The organism is Geodermatophilus sp. SYSU D00879 (assembly GCF_054050375.1).
In genome coordinates, this window is sequence record NZ_JBJGZF010000004.1 from 85,154 (window position 1) to 101,275 (window position 16,122).

16 protein-coding genes are annotated in these 16,122 nt (G+C 74.8%); 12 read left to right on the top strand and 4 right to left on the bottom strand.

The annotated features are described in order from the left end of the window. Nucleotides 1–149: 149 nt before the first annotated feature. Together ACI79B_RS07635 and ACI79B_RS07640 are read left to right on the top strand one after the other, a co-directional pair. On the top strand, nucleotides 150–656 hold the full coding sequence (locus ACI79B_RS07635; RefSeq protein ID WP_456927445.1) for a MarR family winged helix-turn-helix transcriptional regulator: 507 nt from the start codon (nucleotides 150–152) through the stop codon (nucleotides 654–656). Between the two features lie 74 nt (nucleotides 657–730). Then, complete coding sequence (locus ACI79B_RS07640; RefSeq protein WP_456927446.1) at nucleotides 731–2,359, top strand: DHA2 family efflux MFS transporter permease subunit; 1,629 nt, start codon at nucleotides 731–733, stop codon at nucleotides 2,357–2,359. 58 nt (nucleotides 2,360–2,417) lie between these two features. Here ACI79B_RS07640 and ACI79B_RS07645 read toward each other — a convergent pair whose 3' ends face one another. Next, nucleotides 2,418–2,852 (bottom strand): OsmC family protein, encoded by a 435-nt coding sequence (locus ACI79B_RS07645; protein WP_456927447.1) that lies wholly within the window; start codon nucleotides 2,850–2,852, stop codon nucleotides 2,418–2,420. A 101-nt stretch (nucleotides 2,853–2,953) separates the two neighbouring features. Next, complete coding sequence (locus ACI79B_RS07650) at nucleotides 2,954–3,427, bottom strand: MarR family winged helix-turn-helix transcriptional regulator (protein WP_456927448.1); 474 nt, start codon at nucleotides 3,425–3,427, stop codon at nucleotides 2,954–2,956. Between the two features lie 201 nt (nucleotides 3,428–3,628). Between ACI79B_RS07650 and clpB the strand changes: the two genes are divergently transcribed. The 10 genes from clpB to ACI79B_RS07700 all read left to right on the top strand — a co-directional run bounded on the left by clpB (nucleotide 3,629) and on the right by ACI79B_RS07700 (nucleotide 14,181). Continuing rightward, complete coding sequence (gene clpB, locus ACI79B_RS07655) at nucleotides 3,629–6,214, top strand: ATP-dependent chaperone ClpB (protein WP_456927449.1); 2,586 nt, start codon at nucleotides 3,629–3,631, stop codon at nucleotides 6,212–6,214. 136 nt (nucleotides 6,215–6,350) lie between these two features. After that, entirely contained in the window at nucleotides 6,351–6,890 is a 540-nt protein-coding gene (locus tag ACI79B_RS07660; protein WP_456927450.1) for a hypothetical protein, read from the top strand. Nucleotides 6,891–6,982: 92 nt separating this feature from the next. Further along, on the top strand, nucleotides 6,983–7,651 hold the full coding sequence (locus tag ACI79B_RS07665; protein ID WP_456927451.1) for a hypothetical protein: 669 nt from the start codon (nucleotides 6,983–6,985) through the stop codon (nucleotides 7,649–7,651). Between the two features lie 82 nt (nucleotides 7,652–7,733). Further along, nucleotides 7,734–9,347: a molybdopterin-dependent oxidoreductase gene (locus tag ACI79B_RS07670; protein WP_456927452.1), complete on the top strand. Its 1,614-nt coding sequence runs from the start codon at nucleotides 7,734–7,736 to the stop codon at nucleotides 9,345–9,347. Between the two features lie 131 nt (nucleotides 9,348–9,478). Beyond that, nucleotides 9,479–10,156: a fasciclin domain-containing protein gene (locus ACI79B_RS07675; protein WP_456927453.1), complete on the top strand. Its 678-nt coding sequence runs from the start codon at nucleotides 9,479–9,481 to the stop codon at nucleotides 10,154–10,156. Between the two features lie 131 nt (nucleotides 10,157–10,287). Beyond that, on the top strand, nucleotides 10,288–10,890 hold the full coding sequence (gene pyrE / locus ACI79B_RS07680) for an orotate phosphoribosyltransferase (RefSeq protein WP_456927454.1): 603 nt from the start codon (nucleotides 10,288–10,290) through the stop codon (nucleotides 10,888–10,890). 70 nt (nucleotides 10,891–10,960) lie between these two features. Next, nucleotides 10,961–12,355 carry an FAD-binding oxidoreductase gene (locus ACI79B_RS07685; RefSeq protein ID WP_456927455.1) on the top strand — a complete coding sequence of 465 codons (1,395 nt, stop codon included), beginning with the start codon at nucleotides 10,961–10,963 and terminating at the stop codon, nucleotides 12,353–12,355. A 75-nt stretch (nucleotides 12,356–12,430) separates the two neighbouring features. Then, the gene (gene fbaA, locus ACI79B_RS07690) at nucleotides 12,431–13,465 is read left to right on the top strand and encodes a class II fructose-bisphosphate aldolase (protein ID WP_387992097.1); all 1,035 of its coding nucleotides are present in this window, start codon (nucleotides 12,431–12,433) and stop codon (nucleotides 13,463–13,465) included. Nucleotides 13,466–13,468: 3 nt separating this feature from the next. Further along, complete coding sequence (locus ACI79B_RS07695) at nucleotides 13,469–13,876, top strand: DUF3151 domain-containing protein (protein WP_456927456.1); 408 nt, start codon at nucleotides 13,469–13,471, stop codon at nucleotides 13,874–13,876. Nucleotides 13,877–14,037: 161 nt separating this feature from the next. Beyond that, nucleotides 14,038–14,181 (top strand): GPGG-motif small membrane protein, encoded by a 144-nt coding sequence (locus ACI79B_RS07700; protein ID WP_456927457.1) that lies wholly within the window; start codon nucleotides 14,038–14,040, stop codon nucleotides 14,179–14,181. A 21-nt stretch (nucleotides 14,182–14,202) separates the two neighbouring features. On the opposite strand, the gene ACI79B_RS07705 is transcribed toward ACI79B_RS07700, so the two are convergent. Together ACI79B_RS07705 and ACI79B_RS07710 are read right to left on the bottom strand one after the other, a co-directional pair. Next, nucleotides 14,203–15,006, bottom strand: coding sequence for an ATP-binding cassette domain-containing protein (locus tag ACI79B_RS07705; protein ID WP_456927458.1), 804 nt, complete (start codon nucleotides 15,004–15,006; stop codon nucleotides 14,203–14,205). Continuing rightward, complete coding sequence (locus tag ACI79B_RS07710) at nucleotides 15,003–16,049, bottom strand: ABC transporter permease (RefSeq protein ID WP_456927459.1); 1,047 nt, start codon at nucleotides 16,047–16,049, stop codon at nucleotides 15,003–15,005. The genes ACI79B_RS07705 and ACI79B_RS07710 overlap by 4 nt, the downstream gene beginning before the upstream one ends. Nucleotides 16,050–16,122 lie beyond the last annotated feature (73 nt).

Sequence of the window (16,122 nt, forward strand, 5' to 3'; positions counted from 1 at the left end):
CCCGCTCCACCTCCGACGGCGCCCGGACCCCTGCGGTCCGGGCGCCGTCGTCGTGTCCGGGGGAACACGCCGGGCGAGTGAGCGGTTGTAGACAGCAACCAACCGGATGTATGGTTGCGGTCTGCAATCACCCTGTCCCCGAGGACGCCATGCCCATCACCTCCCGGACGCGCGAGCGGCTCACCGCCGGCATCGCGCGCCTCGTCCGGGCCGGCCGGCACGTGTCCGGCCGGGCCGCGGACTCCGTCTACGGGGAGCTGCCCTCCTTCGGCTGGGCGCTGCTCGTCCCGCTTGAGCGCGACGGCGAGCAGCGCTGCAGCGCGCTGGCCGTGCAGGCCGGCGTCGACGTCTCGGTCGCCAGCCGTCAGGTCGCCGCCCTCGAGCGGGCCGGCCTCGTCGAGCGCCGGCCCGACCCGCACGACGGCCGCGCCAGCCTCATCCGGGTCTCCGCCGCCGGCGTCGCAGCCCTGGCGCAGACCCGCGCGCTGCGCTCGGAGTGGGCCACCCGGGCCCTGGCCGACTGGGACGAGGCCGACGCCCACCGGCTCACCGAGCTGCTGGAGCGGCTGGCCGACGACCTCGACCGCGCCGCGCCGCCGTCCGCCGTCCGGTCCTCCTCCGCCGGCTCCCCGCACGCCGTCGGGGCCGCCTCGTGACCACCACCCGCCCCTCCGGGCCGCCGTCCACACCCGATCCCGCACCGACCGATCCCGCACCGACCAGGAGCACCGTGACCACCACCCGCGAGCCCGCCGTCGCCGCCCCGGCGGCGGAGGCGCCCGCCGAGCAGCAGGGCCGCATGTCGCACCGGCAGATCCTCGAGGCCCTCTCGGGGATGTTGCTGGCGATGTTCGTGGCGTTCCTGTCCTCGACCGTCGTCTCCAACGCCCTGCCCACGATCATCACCGACCTGCGGGGCAGCCAGAGCCAGTACACCTGGGTCGTCACCGCGACCCTGCTCGCCTCGACGGCGTCCACGCCGATCTGGGGCAAGCTCGCCGACCTGTTCAGCAAGAAGCTGCTGATCCAGCTGTCGATCGTGGTCTTCATCGTCGGCTCGATGCTCGCCGGCCTGTCGCAGTCGGTGGGCACGCTCATCGGCTGGCGCGTGCTCCAGGGCCTGGGCCTCGGCGGCCTGCAGGCGCTGGTGCAGATCGCGATGGCCGCGATGATCAGCCCCCGCGAGCGCGGCCGGTACTCCGGCCTGCTCGGCGCCGTCATGGCCGTGGCCACCGTCGGCGGCCCGCTGCTCGGCGGCCTGCTGGTCGACACCAGCTGGCTCGGCTGGCGCTGGTGCTTCTACGTCGGCGTGCCCTTCGCCGCCGTGGCGCTGGTGCTGCTGCAGCGCACGCTGCACCTGCCGGTGACCAGGCGGCGGGTCCGCATCGACTACCTCGGCGCCGCGTTCCTCGCCGCCGGCGTCTCCGGGCTGCTCATCTGGGTCACCCTCGCCGGCGACCGGTTCGCGTGGGCCTCGGTCGAGACGGCGCTGTTCCTCGCCGGCAGCGCGCTGGCGATCGTCGCCTTCGTGGTGACCGAGCTGCGCGCGGCCGAGCCGATCGTCCCGCTGCGGCTGTTCCGCGACCGGACGACGACCCTCGCCATCGTGGCCAGCGTCGCGATCGGTGTGGCGATGTTCGGGTCGACCGTCTTCCTCGGCCAGTACCTGCAGATCTCCCGCGGCTACTCGCCGACGGCGGCCGGCCTGCTGACGATCCCCATGGTCGGCGGCCTGCTCGTCTCCTCCACCGTCTCGGGCATCCTCATCACCCGCCACGGCCGGTGGAAGCGGTTCCTGGTGGCCGGGTCGCTGCTCGTCGTCGCCGGGTTCGGCCTGCTGGCGACCATCGACCACGAGACGGACATGGTGCTGCTCGGCGTCTTCCTGTTCGTCCTCGGCGTCGGCATCGGCATGACCATGCAGAACCTGGTCCTCGCGGTGCAGAACACCGTCGCCGCGAGCGACCTCGGCGCGGCCTCGTCGGCCGTGGCCTTCTTCCGCAGCCTCGGGGGCACGATCGGCGTCTCGGTGCTCGGCGCGGTGCTCAGCAACCGGGTGACCGCCCTGATCACCGCCGGCCTCCCGCCGGAGGTGGCCGCGGCCGGCGGCGGCTCGGGCAGCGTCGGCCTGGCGAGCCTCAAGGACGCGCCGCCGGCCATCCAGGCGCTCATCCGGGTCTCCTACGGCGACGCGACCGGCCGGGTCTTCCTCGTCTCCGCGGTCATCTCGGTGGTCGCCGTGGCGGCCATCCTGCTCATCCGCGAGGTGGCCCTGCGCACCGAGAGCGGCGAGGAGCGGCTGGCCCGCGAGTCCCGTCCCGCGCTCGCCGACGACGCGGCGGTCGGCACCGCCCGCTGAGAGAACGGACGACGGCCCGCTCCCCGGCAGGGGAGCGGGCCGTCGTGCGCTCTGGGGGTCAGGACTCCAGCCGGGCGTCCAGCGTGATGTCGACGGCGGCGAGCGCCTTGCTGACCGGGCAGCCGACCTTCGCCGCCTGCGCGGCCTTCTCGAACCCGTCGGCGTCGAGGCCGTCGACCTCGGCGCGCACGGTCAGCGTGATCCCGGTGATCGTGGCGCCGTCCTGGAGGCCGAGCGTGACGTCGGCCGTGACCTCGAGCGACTGCGGCGTGCCGCCGGCCTTCGCGATCTCGTTCGACAGGGCCATCGAGAAGCAGGCGGAGTGGGCTGCGGCGACGAGCTCCTCGGGGCTGGTGGAGCCACCGGCCTCGTCGGAGGTGCGCTTCGGCCAGCTCACGTCGAAGGTGCCGAGCTTCGAGCTGGACAGCTCGACCTGGCCGGATCCGTCCTGGAGGGTGCCGTTCCAGGCGGTGCGGGCGGAGCGGGTGGGCATCGGGCTGCCTTCCGGTCGGAGGGCGCGACGGCGTCGTCTCGCCGGCGCGCGGGACCCCGCGGCCCTACCCCGGTGGGTTGGGGGAAACCCACCGGGGCGGGTCACACCGCGCGCGGCGCCTCGGTGACCCGCTGGGTCAGCACGTTGAGCGTCTGCTTGAGGTCGGAGAAGGACTCCACGTCCAGGTCGAGCGCGCAGATCATGTCCTGCGAGATCGCGAAGGCCCTGTCGCGCAGGGCCCGGCCCGCGTCGGTGAGCGCGATGGCCACCGACCGCTCGTCCTCCACCCGGCGGTGGCGCGTGACCAGCCCGGCCGCGGTGAGCCGCTTGAGCAGCGGGGACAGGGTGCCGCTGTCGAGCGCCAGGCGGGCGCCGAGCTGGCCGACGGTCTGGTGGTCCTCTTCCCAGAGCAGCATCATGACCAGGTACTGCGGATAGGTGAGCCCGAGCTCCTCGAGCATCGGGCGGTACCGCGCGGTCATCGCGCGTGAGGCCGCGTACAGCGCGAAGCACAGCTGGTCGTCGAGCGCCACGCTCGGGGCGGGGAGGTGCGAGTCCCCGTGCGTCGTCGTCATGACCAGAGTGTAGGGACAACCTGGTCGCGTGGCATGCAGTTGTGTCGGGTGTCAACCCCTCCGGTGCACCTGCTCGGCTACCTCCTGCACCATGACGCAAGTTGAGCGGAACAGACTCAACCCCCGGTCCGTTGGACCGGTCGACAGCGACCCCCGCCGGGGAACCCCGGCGCGCCCAGGAGAGGACCGACCGCACCGACCATGGAGAGCAAGCTGACCACCCGTTCGCAGGAGGCGTTCGCGGCCGCCCAGCGGCTGGCGGTCGACCGGGGGCAGGCCGCGCTCGAGCCCCTGCACCTGCTCGTCTCGCTCCTGCAGCAGACCGACGGCATCGCCGCCCCGCTGCTGACCGCGGTCGGCGCCGACCCGGCCGACGTCCGGGCCAAGGCCGAGGCCGCCCTGCGCCGCATGCCCAGCGTCCGCGGCGCCACCGTCGCCGCGCCGTCGCCGTCGCGCGAGCTCCTGCGGGTGGTCAACGCCGCCGGCGAGCAGGCCAGCGCGCTGGGCGACGAGTACGTCTCCACCGAGCACCTGCTGGTCGGCCTGGCCGGCTCCGAGGGCGAGGCCGGCACCGTGCTCACCAGTGCCGGTGCCACCCGCGACGCGCTGCTGGCCGCCTTCCGCACGGTGCGCGGCAACCGCAAGGTCACCACGGCCGACCCCGAGAGCACCTTCCAGGCGCTGGAGAAGTACGCCGTCGACCTCACCGAGCGCGCCCGCGAGGGGAAGATCGACCCGGTCATCGGCCGGGACACCGAGATCCGCCGCGTCGTGCAGGTGCTCTCCCGCCGCACCAAGAACAACCCGGTCCTCATCGGCGAGCCCGGCGTCGGCAAGACGGCGATCGTCGAGGGCCTGGCCCAGCGGATCGTCGCCGGCGACGTCCCCGAGAGCCTCAAGGGCAAGCGGCTGATGGCGCTGGACCTCGCGAGCATGGTCGCCGGCGCGAAGTACCGCGGCGAGTTCGAGGAGCGGCTCAAGGCCGTCCTGCAGGAGATCGCCGAGTCCGAGGGGCAGGTCGTCACCTTCATCGACGAGCTGCACACCATCGTCGGCGCCGGGGCCACCGGCGACTCGGCCATGGACGCCGGCAACATGATCAAGCCGATGCTCGCCCGCGGCGAGCTGCGCATGGTCGGCGCGACCACGCTCGACGAGTACCGCGAGCACATCGAGAAGGACCCGGCGCTGGAGCGCCGCTTCCAGCAGGTCTTCGTCGGCGAGCCCTCGGTCGAGGACACGATCGGCATCCTGCGCGGGCTCAAGGAGCGCTACGAGGTGCACCACGGCGTCCGGATCACCGACGCCGCGATCGTCGCCGCCGCCACGCTGTCGGACCGGTACGTCACGGCCCGCTTCCTCCCCGACAAGGCGATCGACCTGGTCGACGAGGCGGCCAGCCGGCTGCGCATGGAGATCGACAGCCGCCCGGTCGAGGTCGACGAGGTCGAGCGCGCCGTGCGCCGCATGGAGATCGAGGAGATGGCGCTGGCCAAGGAGGACGACCCGTCGTCCCTCGACCGGCTGGCCGCGCTGCGCGCCGACCTGGCCGACCGGCGCCAGGAGCTCGCCGAGCTGACCGCGCGCTGGCAGCAGGACAAGAGCGCGATCGTCCGGATCCAGCAGCACAAGGAGGAGCTGGAGCGGCTGCGCACGGAGTCCGAGCGCGCCGAGCGCGACGGCGACCTCGCGCGCGTCGCCGAGCTGCGCTACGGCCGGATGCCGCAGCTGGAGAAGGCGCTCGCCGCGGCCGAGGACGAGGTCGCCGCCCAGGCCTCCATGCTCAAGGAGGAGGTCGGCCCCGACGACATCGCCGAGGTCGTCCAGGCCTGGACCGGCATCCCCGCCGGCCGGCTGCTCGAGGGCGAGACGGCGAAGCTGCTGCGGATGGAGGACGAGCTCGGCAAGCGGGTCGTCGGCCAGCCCGACGCCGTCCGCGCCGTCTCCGACGCCGTGCGCCGCGCGCGGTCGGGCATCGCCGACCCCGACCGGCCCACCGGCTCGTTCCTCTTCCTCGGCCCCACCGGCGTCGGCAAGACCGAGCTGGCCAAGGCGCTGGCGGAGTTCCTGTTCGACGACGAGCGGGCGATGGTCCGCATCGACATGAGCGAGTACTCCGAGAAGCACTCGGTGGCCCGGCTGGTCGGCGCCCCTCCCGGTTACGTCGGCTACGAGGCCGGCGGCCAGCTCACCGAGGCGGTCCGGCGGCGGCCCTACACCGTCGTGCTGCTGGACGAGGTGGAGAAGGCCCACCCCGACGTCTTCGACGTGCTGCTGCAGGTCCTCGACGACGGCCGGCTCACCGACGGCCAGGGGCGGACGGTGGACTTCCGCAACACCATCCTGATCCTGACGTCGAACCTCGGCTCGCAGATGATCGCCGACCAGTCGCTGCCGGAGGAGGCCCGGCGGTCCGCGGTCATGGACGTCGTCCGGTCGCACTTCAAGCCGGAGTTCCTCAACCGCCTCGACGACGTCGTGGTGTTCCGGGCGCTGGGCAGCGAGGAGCTGGCCGGGATCGTCGAGATCCAGGTGGGCGTGCTCGCCCGCCGGCTGGCCGCCCGCCGGCTGACGCTGACCGTCACCGAGGCCGCCCGCGAGTGGCTGGCGCTCAACGGGTTCGACCCGGTCTACGGCGCCCGCCCGCTGCGCCGGCTGGTGCAGTCCGCGATCGGTGACCCGCTGGCCCGCGCGCTGCTGGCCGGGGAGATCCGCGACGGCGACGAGGTCGTCGTCGACGCGCCGGACGACCTCGCCGAGGAGGGCCTCACCGTCCGCCGCGGCTAGCCGGAGGACCGCGTCCCGGGCCCGCCGTCCCCTCGGGGCGGCGGGCCCGTCGTGTCCCCGGGGCGGGACGCGGCGGGGCGCCGCGCAGGACACGGGCACGATGGCGGCAGGGACGCCGAGGGAAGAGAGGGACCACGTGACCGAGGAACGAGGAGGACGACTCCCGGGCTCCGGGAACGCGCCGTCGGCGCCCGGTGCCGAGCCCCCGCCGCCGGCCGAGCGGCCGGTGGCGGTGCGGGTGGGGATCGGCGCGTTCATGGCCGCGCTGATCCTCGGCCTGGTGTCCTCGGTGGTCACGCTGTCCGACGTCGACGGGGTCGTCGCGCAGGTGCAGGCCGCGTCGGGGGCCGACGTCCCCGAGTCCACGGCGCGGGCCGCGTTCTGGGTCGGCGCGGGCTTCGGGGCGGTGCTGGTGGTCCTGGAGGCGCTGGTCATCCGGTTCGCCTGGACCGGGCGCAACTGGGCGCGGGTGGTGCTCCAGGTCCTCGGGGCGGTCAACGTCCTCGGCGGGCTGTCCGGCCTCACCGGTCCCGGGGCGACCGGATCGGGCTTCCTCGGGTCGCTGTCGGTGTTCATCACCCTGATCAGCGCGGTGGGGCTCGTCGCGCTCGCCGTGCGGCCGGCCTCGGAGTGGTACCGGGCCGAGGGGCAGCGCCGGCGCATGCGGGCCCGCTGACCCCCGGCCGGGCGTCCGGCGCGCCCGAGGGTGGTCGGACGGCGGCCGGTCGATCATCATGCCCCGGGCGACCGCCACGGGAGAGGACGGACATGACCGCAGGACAGGGCCCGCAGGGCTGGGACCGGCCGGGGCAGGACCCCCACGGCCAGGGTGTGCACGGCCAGGGTCCGTACGGCCAGAGCCCCTACGGGCAGGGCGTGTACGGGCAGGGCGTGTACGGGCAGGCCTCCCACGGCGGGTACGCGCCCGCGCCCGCGGCGCCCGACGGCTTCGGGGCGCCCGCCCCGGTCGAGCGCCCCGCGGCGGTCCGGCTCGGCATCGGCGCCTGGGTCGCGAGCCTGGTCCTCGGCCTGCTCGGCGCGATCGTCACGTTCGCGCAGTTCGACGAGATCGTCGACCGGGCGCTGGTCGACGCCGGGCTGGACCCGGCCGAGTACGAGGGTGTCTCCGGCGTCGCGAGCGCCACGGTGGTCACCGTCGGCATCGTCTTCAGCCTCGTCCTGCTCGGCCTGCAGGCGCTGTTCCTCTGGTTCGCCTGGACGGGGCGCAACTGGGCGCGGGTCGTGCTCTGGGTGTTCGGTGGCCTGGCCGTCGTCGGGGGCCTCGTCTCGCTGGCCGGGCCGTCGGTCGGCGGGCTGACCACCCTGCTGAACCTGGCGCAGACGCTGCTCGTGGTCGTCGCCGTCGTCGCCCTGGCCCAGAAGCCGGCGAGCGCCTGGTACCGCTACCAGGGCTGGCGGCGGGCGCAGGGACGCTGATCCGTCGCGCGCGATCTGATGTCGTTCCCATTTCGTTACCTCCGGTGGTGAACCGCTCGCCCGGCCGGGCCGAACGCCGGACGTGACCACCACCGAGCAGGCCCCCGCGCCGGCCACCGGACCGGACGGGGCTGCCCGCCCCGCCGGCCGCGGCCCGCGCCGGCTGCTCGCCGCGCTCGCCGGGCTGTCGGCCGCCGCGGTCGCGCTGGGCGTGGCCGAGCTGGTCGCCGCGTTCGTGGGGCCGGCGTCCTCGCCGGTCGTGGCGGTCGGCGACACGGTCATCACCCTGGTCCCCGAGCCGGTCAAGCAGTTCGCCATCGCGACGTTCGGCGAGGACGACAAGGTCGCCCTCGTCGTCGGCACGCTGGTCGTCGTCGCGCTGTACGCGGTGCTCGTCGGGCTGGTGTCGCTGCGCTCCCGGCGGGCCGGCGTGGCCGGGATCGCGCTGTTCGGCGCCATCGGCGCCCTCGCCGCGGCCACCCGGCCCGCGGGCGGCCCGCTCGACGCGCTGCCCTCCGTCGTCGGCGCGGGGGCCGGCGTCGTCGCCCTCCTCCTGCTGGTGGCCCCGCTGACCCCGCCGGTCGCCGCGGAGCCCCCCGCGGCCAGGAGCGACGGCGCCGGCCTGGACCGCCGCCGCTTCGTCCTCGCCGGCGGCGTCGCCCTGGGCGCGGCCGCGGTCACCGGCGGGGGCGGGCGGCTGCTGCAGCGCCGCTTCGACGTCGGCGGCGCCCGCGGCGACCTCACCCTGCCGACGCCGTCGTCGCCGGCCGCCGCGCTGCCCCCGGGCGCCGACCTCGCCGAGCGGGTCGAGGGGCTGACGCCGCTGTTCACGCCCGGCCGCGACTTCTACCGGGTGGACACCGCGATCACCGTCCCGCAGATCCGCCCCGCCGAGTACCGGCTCGAGCTGACCGGGATGTTCGACTCCCCGCGCACGTACACGCTGGCCGACCTGTTCGACCGCGACGACGTCATCGAGCGCGACGTCACGCTCACCTGCGTCTCCAACGAGGTCGGCGGCGGCCTGGCCGGCACCGCGCGCTGGACCGGCATCCCGCTCGGCGCCTTCCTCCGCGAGAACGGCGTCTCCGACCGCTCCGACCAGCTGGTCTGCCGCTCCGCCGACGGCATGACGATCGGCGCGCCGACCCGCTCGGCGCTGCAGGTCGAGGACGCGATGATCGCCTTCGGGATGAACGGCGAGCCGCTGCCGGTCGAGCACGGCTTCCCGGTCCGGATGCTCATCCCCGGGCTGTACGGCTACGTCTCGGCCTGCAAGTGGATGACCTCGATCGAGGCCACCACCTACGACGCCTTCGACGCCTACTGGGTCGAGCGCGACTGGGCGGCCCGGGGCCCGATCAAGGTGGCCTCCCGGATCGACACCCCGGCCCCGCTGCGCCGGTTCCCCGCCGGGCGGCGCCCGATCGCCGGCGTCGCCTGGGCGCAGACCCGCGGCATCTCCCGCGTCGAGGTCCGGGTGGACGACGGCGAGTGGCTGGAGGCCGAGCTCGCCCCGGCGGTCGACGCCGACCTGTGGCGGCAGTGGCAGCTGCCCTTCGACTTCGCCCCCGGCTCCTACCAGCTCACCGTCCGGGCCACCACGGCCGACGGTGAGGTGCAGACCGAGGAACGCGCCCGGCCCTTCCCGAACGGGGCCAGCGGCCTGCACTCGATCCGGGTGATCGCGACCTAGCGGCCCCCGCCCCGCGGGGCGGCACCCGGCACACCCCCCAGAGCCCGTCTCGGCCACCCGGCCGCAGACGCCTCTCCCGACCCCTCGAACGGGCCGGGGGACCATGGACCGACGACCGAGGAGCACACACCGTGAAGAGCACCCTGACCCGCGGCCTCCTGCTGGCCTCCGCCTCGACCCTCGCGGTCACCCTGAGCGCCTGCGGCGCGGAGGACACCAGTGCGGCCTCCGACAGCTCGCCCGCCGACAGCAGCTCGTCGTCGGCCGAGAGCTCGGACTCGACGCAGAGCAGCAGCCCGATGGCCGAGCCGGCCTCCGACGAGCCCTTCGGCGCCGCCTGCTCCTCGGTCCCGGCCGACGGCGAGGGCAGCTTCGCCGGCATGACCGACGACCCGGTGGCCACCGCGGCCAGCAACAACCCGGTCCTGTCGACGCTGGTGCAGGCGGTCACCCAGGCCAACCTGGTGGACACGCTGAACACCACCGACGACATCACCGTCATCGCGCCGGCCAACCCGGCGTTCGAGGCCATCCCGGCCGACCAGCTGCAGGCCGTGCTGGCCGACCAGGCGATGCTGACCCAGGTCCTGACCCACCACGTCATCCCGGGCCGGCTCTCGCCCGACCAGCTGGCCGGCACGCACACCACCGTGGCCGGCGACGAGGTCACCATCGAGGGCTCGGGCGAGAGCTTCACCGTCGCCCAGACCGTCACCGGCACCCCGGCCTCGGTGATCTGCGGCAACGTGCAGACCGCCAACGCCACCGTCTACATCGTCGACCAGGTCCTGGCGCCCGCCGCCGGCTGACGGAGGGCTCCGCTGCCCCCCACGCCGCGCAGGCCCGGCGCGGGCCCCTGCAGCGGGGCCGACCTGACGATCGGTCACCGGCCCGGTTCCCTCGCGGGAGCCGGGCCGGTGCCGTGCGTAGGGTCGCCCTCATGGAGAAGGACCCCGTTCCCCCCCACCCCTCGTCCCTCGGGGCGGGCCCCTGGAACGGGGCCGCCCAGCCCGACCGCGACCGCCTGCTCGAGCTGGTCGTCGACCTCGCCGTCGTCCACGGGCGGGTCACGCTGTCCTCCGGTCGCGAGGCCGACTGGTACATCGACATGCGCCGGCTGACCCTCCACCACGAGGGCGCGCCGCTGGTCGGCCGGGTGATGCGCCAGCTCACCCGTGACCTGCGCTACGACGTCGTCGGCGGGCTCACCCTCGGCGCCGACCCGGTCGCCACGGCGATGCTGCACGCCGCCGCCGACGGCGAGGGCTTCCTCGACGCGTGCGTGGTCCGCAAGGCCGGCAAGGCGCACGGGCTGCAGCGGCGGATCGAGGGGCCCGACGTCGCCGGGCGGGCGGTGCTCGTCGTCGAGGACGTCTCCACCACCGGCAGCAGCCCGCTGACCGCCGTCGAGGCGCTGCAGGAGGCCGGTGCCGAGGTCATCGCCGTCGCGGTGGTCGTCGACCGCGGCGGGCGGGCCGCCGTCGAGGCCGCCGGCCTGGAGTACCGCGCCGCCTTCGAGCTGTCCGACCTCGGCCTGTCGTAGCCGCGCGGTCCCGCGGAGAAGCGCGGGACATCTCCGCGGACGTGCCCGGGATCGGCCGTACGGTGTGGCGGTGACCACACTCGCCACCGCGTGGGTCGACGAGCTGGCCGCCGCACTCGGCCGCGACGGCGTCCTCACCGACCCCGACGTCACCGCCGCCTACGCCCGCGACCAGGCGATGCTCGCCGAGGCCGGCACCCCCGCCGCGGTCGTGTTCCCCCGGTGCACCGACGACGTCGCCGCGGTCGTGCGGGTCGCCTCCCGGCACGGCGTCCCGGTCGTACCGCGCGGCGCGGGCTCCGGGCTGGCCGGCGCGAGCAACGCCGTCGACGGCGCGATCACCATGGTCATGACCCGCATGGACGCCGTCCTGGAGGTCAGCGCCGCCGACCGGCTCGCCGTCGTCCAGCCCGGCGTGGTCAACAAGCAGCTGCGCGACGCCGTCGCCGGGTCCGGGCTGTTCTACCCGCCGGACCCCTCCAGCTACGACTGGTGCACGATCGGCGGCAACCTGTCGCAGAACTCCGGCGGCCTGTGCTGCGTGAAGTACGGCGTCACCACCGACTACGTGCTCGGCCTCGAGGTGGTCCTCGCCGACGGGCGGGTGCTGCGCACCGGGCGCCGCACGGTCAAGGGCGTCGCCGGCTACGACCTCGCCCGGCTGTTCGTGGGCTCGGAGGGCACCCTCGGCGTCATCACCGAGGCCACGCTCGCGCTGCGCCCGGCGCCGCAGCAGCCGGTGACCCTGGTGGCCACCTTCGCGACCACCGCGCAGACCGGCCAGGTCGTCGAGCGGGTGGTCACCTCCGGGCTGGTGCCCAGCCTGCTGGAGGTCATGGACAACACCTGCATCTGCGCCGTCGACGACCTGCTGCACGCCGACCTCGACCGGGCCGCGCACGCCCTGCTCGTCGCGCAGTCCGACGCCGGGGGAGAGGCGGCGCTCGCCGAGATCGAGGCGCTGGCGCGGCTGTGCCGCGAGGCCGGCGCGGAGCTCGTGCACACCACCGCGGACCCGGCCGAGGGCGACCTGCTGCTCGCCGCCCGCCGGATGGCGCTGCCCGCGCTCGAGCAGCTGGGCAGCACGCTCATCGACGACGTCGCCGTGCCCCGCTCGCGGATCGCCGAGTTCCTCGACGGCTGCGACGGCATCGCCGTGCGGCGGGGGCTGACCATCGGCGTCGTCGGGCACGCCGGCGACGGCAACATGCACCCGACGGTCTGCTTCGACCCCACCGACCCCGACCAGCGGGCGCGCGCGTTCGCCGCCTTCGACGACATCCTGGAGCTGGGCCTGGCGCTGGGCGGCACGGTCACCGGCGAGCACGGCATCGGCTCGATCAAGGTCGAGTGGCTGGAGCGCGAGATCGGCGAGGTGTCGCTGGACGTGCACCGCCGGATCAAGGACGCCCTCGACCCGGCCGGCCTGCTCAACCCCGGCAAGGTGCTGCGCCGCAGGGGTTGAGACGGGGGCCTGTCGGGGGTTCCGCGCCCGGGAGATACTGACCGCCGACCAGCGTCGATCGACAGGAGTGCCCCGATGCCCATCGCGACCCCCGAGGTCTACGCCGACATGATCAGCCGGGCGAAGGAGGGCGGCTTCGCCTACCCGGCCATCAACTGCACCTCGTCGGAGACGATCAACGCGGCCCTCCGCGGGTTCGCCGACGCCGGCAGCGACGGCATCATCCAGTTCTCCACCGGCGGCGCGGAGTTCGGCTCCGGCACCCGGGTCAAGGACATGGTCACCGGCGCCGTCGCGCTGGCCGAGTTCGCGCACGTCGTCGCCGAGAAGTACCCGGTCAACGTCGCGCTGCACACCGACCACTGCCCCAAGGACAAGCTGGACTCCTACGTCCGGCCGCTGATCGCGCTGTCGAAGGACCGGGTCGACGCCGGCCAGGCGCCGCTGTTCCAGTCGCACATGTGGGACGGCTCGGCGATCGACCTGGAGGAGAACCTCCAGATCGCCGAGGAGCTGCTCGAGAAGACCGCGGCGGCCAAGATCGTGCTCGAGCTGGAGATCGGCGTCGTCGGCGGCGAGGAGGACGGCGTCGCCCACGAGATCAACGAGAAGCTCTACACCGCCCCCGGCGACTTCGTGGCCACCGCCAAGGCGCTCGGCCTCGGGGAGCGCGGCGTCTACCTGCTGGCGGCGACCTTCGGCAACGTCCACGGCGTCTACAAGCCGGGCAACGTCAAGCTCCGCCCGGAGGTCCTCAAGCAGGGCCAGGAGGTCGTGTCGCAGGAGTTCGGCCTCGGCGACGGCGGCAAGCCGTTCAACTTCGTCTTCCACGGCGGCTCGGGCTCGCTGCAGTCGGAGATCCGCGAGGCGCTGTCCTACGGCGTCGTGAAGATGAACGTCGACACCGACACCCAGTACGCCTTCACCCGTCCGATCGCCGGGCACATGTTCAGCAACTACGACGGCGTGCTCAAGATCGACGGCGAGGTCGGCAACAAGAAGACCTACGACCCGCGCAGCTACCTCAAGGCCGCCGAGACCGGGATGGCCGCCCGCGTGGTCACCGCGTGCGAGGACCTGCTGTCGGCCGGCCAGTCGCAGGGCGCCTGAGCCGTGACCCACGCGCACCAGAACCTGCTCGGCGAGCCGCCGGCCACGCTGCTGCCCGGCGACCCCGAGGCGGAGGCCGCGCTGGCGGCCGGCACCGATCCCGCCGAGGTCGCCGCCGGCCACCCGCGGGCCAGCGCGGCGTGGGCGGCGCTGGCCGAGGCCGCGCTCGCGGACGGCCGCACCGTCGAGGCCTACGCCTACGCCCGCACCGGCTACCACCGCGGCCTGGACGCGCTGCGGAAGAACGGCTGGCGGGGCCACGGCCCGGTGCCCTGGTCGCACGAGCCCAACCGGGGCTTCCTGCGCTGCGTCACCGTGCTCGCCCGGGCCGCCGAGGCGATCGGCGAGACCGACGAGCAGGAGCGCTGCACCCAGCTGCTGCGCGACTGCGACCCCTCGCTCGCGCCCTGACCCGGTCTCCTTCCCCGGGACCCGGCCCGGCTCACCCACGGTCACCGTGACGGGTGAGGCCGCCCCGTCACCGCTGCGTTCACCGGGCGGGGCGGCCTCACCGGGAGCACACTCCGTGACCAGCGCGCCGGTGAGGTGCGCCCGTCACCTGGAGGTGGGCCGTGGCCACACTGCTCTGGATCCTCGCCGTCGTCCTCGTGGTCGCCGGCATCTTCGCGATCATCCGAGGGCAGCTGCTGTGGGGGATCGTGCTGATCGTCGTCGGTCTCCTCGTGGGACCCGGCGGGGTGAGCATCTTCGCCTGACCCGGCCCCGGGCTCGGCGGCCTAGCGGTCGCCGAGCTCGGGGTGCAGTTCCTGCAGGCGGGTGGTCAGCGCGGTGAGCTCCTCGCCGCCGGCCATGAGCCGGGTCAGGTCGTCGGCGTCGACGTCGGCGCGGGTGAGGTCCCCGGCCACCTGCCCGCGCGCCAGCAGCAGGAAGCGGTCACCCACCAGGTGCGCGTAGCGCGGGTTGTGGGTGACGACGACGACGGCGAGACCCTGCGCCCGCGCGCCGAGCACCGCCTGCCCGACCAGCGTGTGCTGGGCGATGGTCATCGGCTCGGTCGGCTCGTCGATCACCAGCGCCCGCGAGCCGTAGTGCACCGCCCGCGCGATCGCGAGGCTCTGCCGCGACCCGGGCAGCAGCGTGTTCACCGGCTGGTCGGGGTCGATGCCGGTGACGCCGATCCGCTCCAGGGCGCGCACGGTGGTCTCCCGGGCGGCGTCGACGTCCAGGCGGCGCAGCGGCCACGGCCGGCGGGTCGGCTCGGCGCCCAGGCACAGGTTGCGCCACACCGGCAGCAGCGGCGCGACGGCGAGGTCCTGCCAGACCGTGGCGATCCCGGCCGCCCGCGCCGCCCGGGGGCTGCGGAAGTGCACCGGGACGCCGTCGAGGAGCAGCTCGCCCTCGTCGTGCCGGCGCAGCCCCGACAGCACCGACACCAGCGTCGACTTGCCCGCTCCGTTCTCGCCGAGCACGCAGGTGATGCAGCCGCCCTCCAGCGCGACCGCGACCCGGTCCAGCGCCGGCACGCCGCCGTGGCGGACGCTCAGCCCGCGCAGCTCCAGCACCGGTGGCACGGCGGTCACGAGCGCGGCGCGGCCCGCAGCCGGCCGCGCACCACCCCTCCCACCAGCAGCGCGACCAGCAGCACGACGCCGAGCAGCGCCTGCGACCAGCGCGGGTCCCACCCGGCGAGCTCCACGCCCTCGCGGGCGGCGGCGTAGAGCAGCGCGCCCACCGCGGCGCCGGCCATCGACCCCTGGCCGCCGGTGAGCAGGCAGCCGCCGATCACCGCGACCACCACGTAGTCGATCGCGCTCACCAGCGCCGGGGTGGCCCCGACGCTCGCGGCCGGCACCAGCGCCAGCGTGCCGAGCAGCCAGCCCGCCGTCGCGGTGAGCGCGTAGAGCACCAGCGTCGTCCGGCGGACCGGCACGCCCAGCTCGCGGGCCGCCCGGCGGGAGCCGCCCATCGCCAGCACCTCGTTGCCGAACCGGGTGCGCCACAGCAGCCAGCCGGCGCCGGCGGTGGCGGCCAGCCACCACAGTAGCGACACCGGGAAGGTGCCGCCGCCCACCTCGGCGGTGGCGCCGAACACCGCGGACGCCGAGGACCAGCCGGGCGCCTCGTCCAGGCCGCTGATCCGCGGCGCGCCGACGACGAGCGGCACGGCGGACAGGGTGGTGCCCTGCAGCACCAGCGCGGTGGCCAGGGTGACCAGGAAGCTCGGCAGCCCGGTGCGCACCACCAGCCAGCCGTTGACCAGCCCGACGGCGAGGGCCGCGGCCAGCGACGTCGCCAGCGCGGGCCAGATGCCCCACTCGGCGGGGCCGGCGAGCAGCGCGGTGAGCACGGCGCTGCCGAGGGTGACGGTGCCGATCGACAGGTCGAAGTGGCCGCCGACCAGGAGCAGGCCCACCGCCACGCCGCCGATGCCGAGCAGCGCCGCGGCGTCGAGGACCCCGCCGAGCCCGGCCGGGGTGAGCAGGTCGGGCGTCCGGAGCCCGAACAGCACGAGGACGATCGCCAGCCCGAGGACCGCGATGAGGCTGGGCCGGGCGAGGGCCCGGTCGAGCAGCCGCCGGCGCGGCGGGGCGACGCGGAACGCGGGCAGGCGGTCGACGGTCACCGGGCCACCGGGGGGAACGGTCGCAGGAGGGCCTCCTCGGTCTGGAGTCCCTCCAGTGTCCACGACGGCGGCA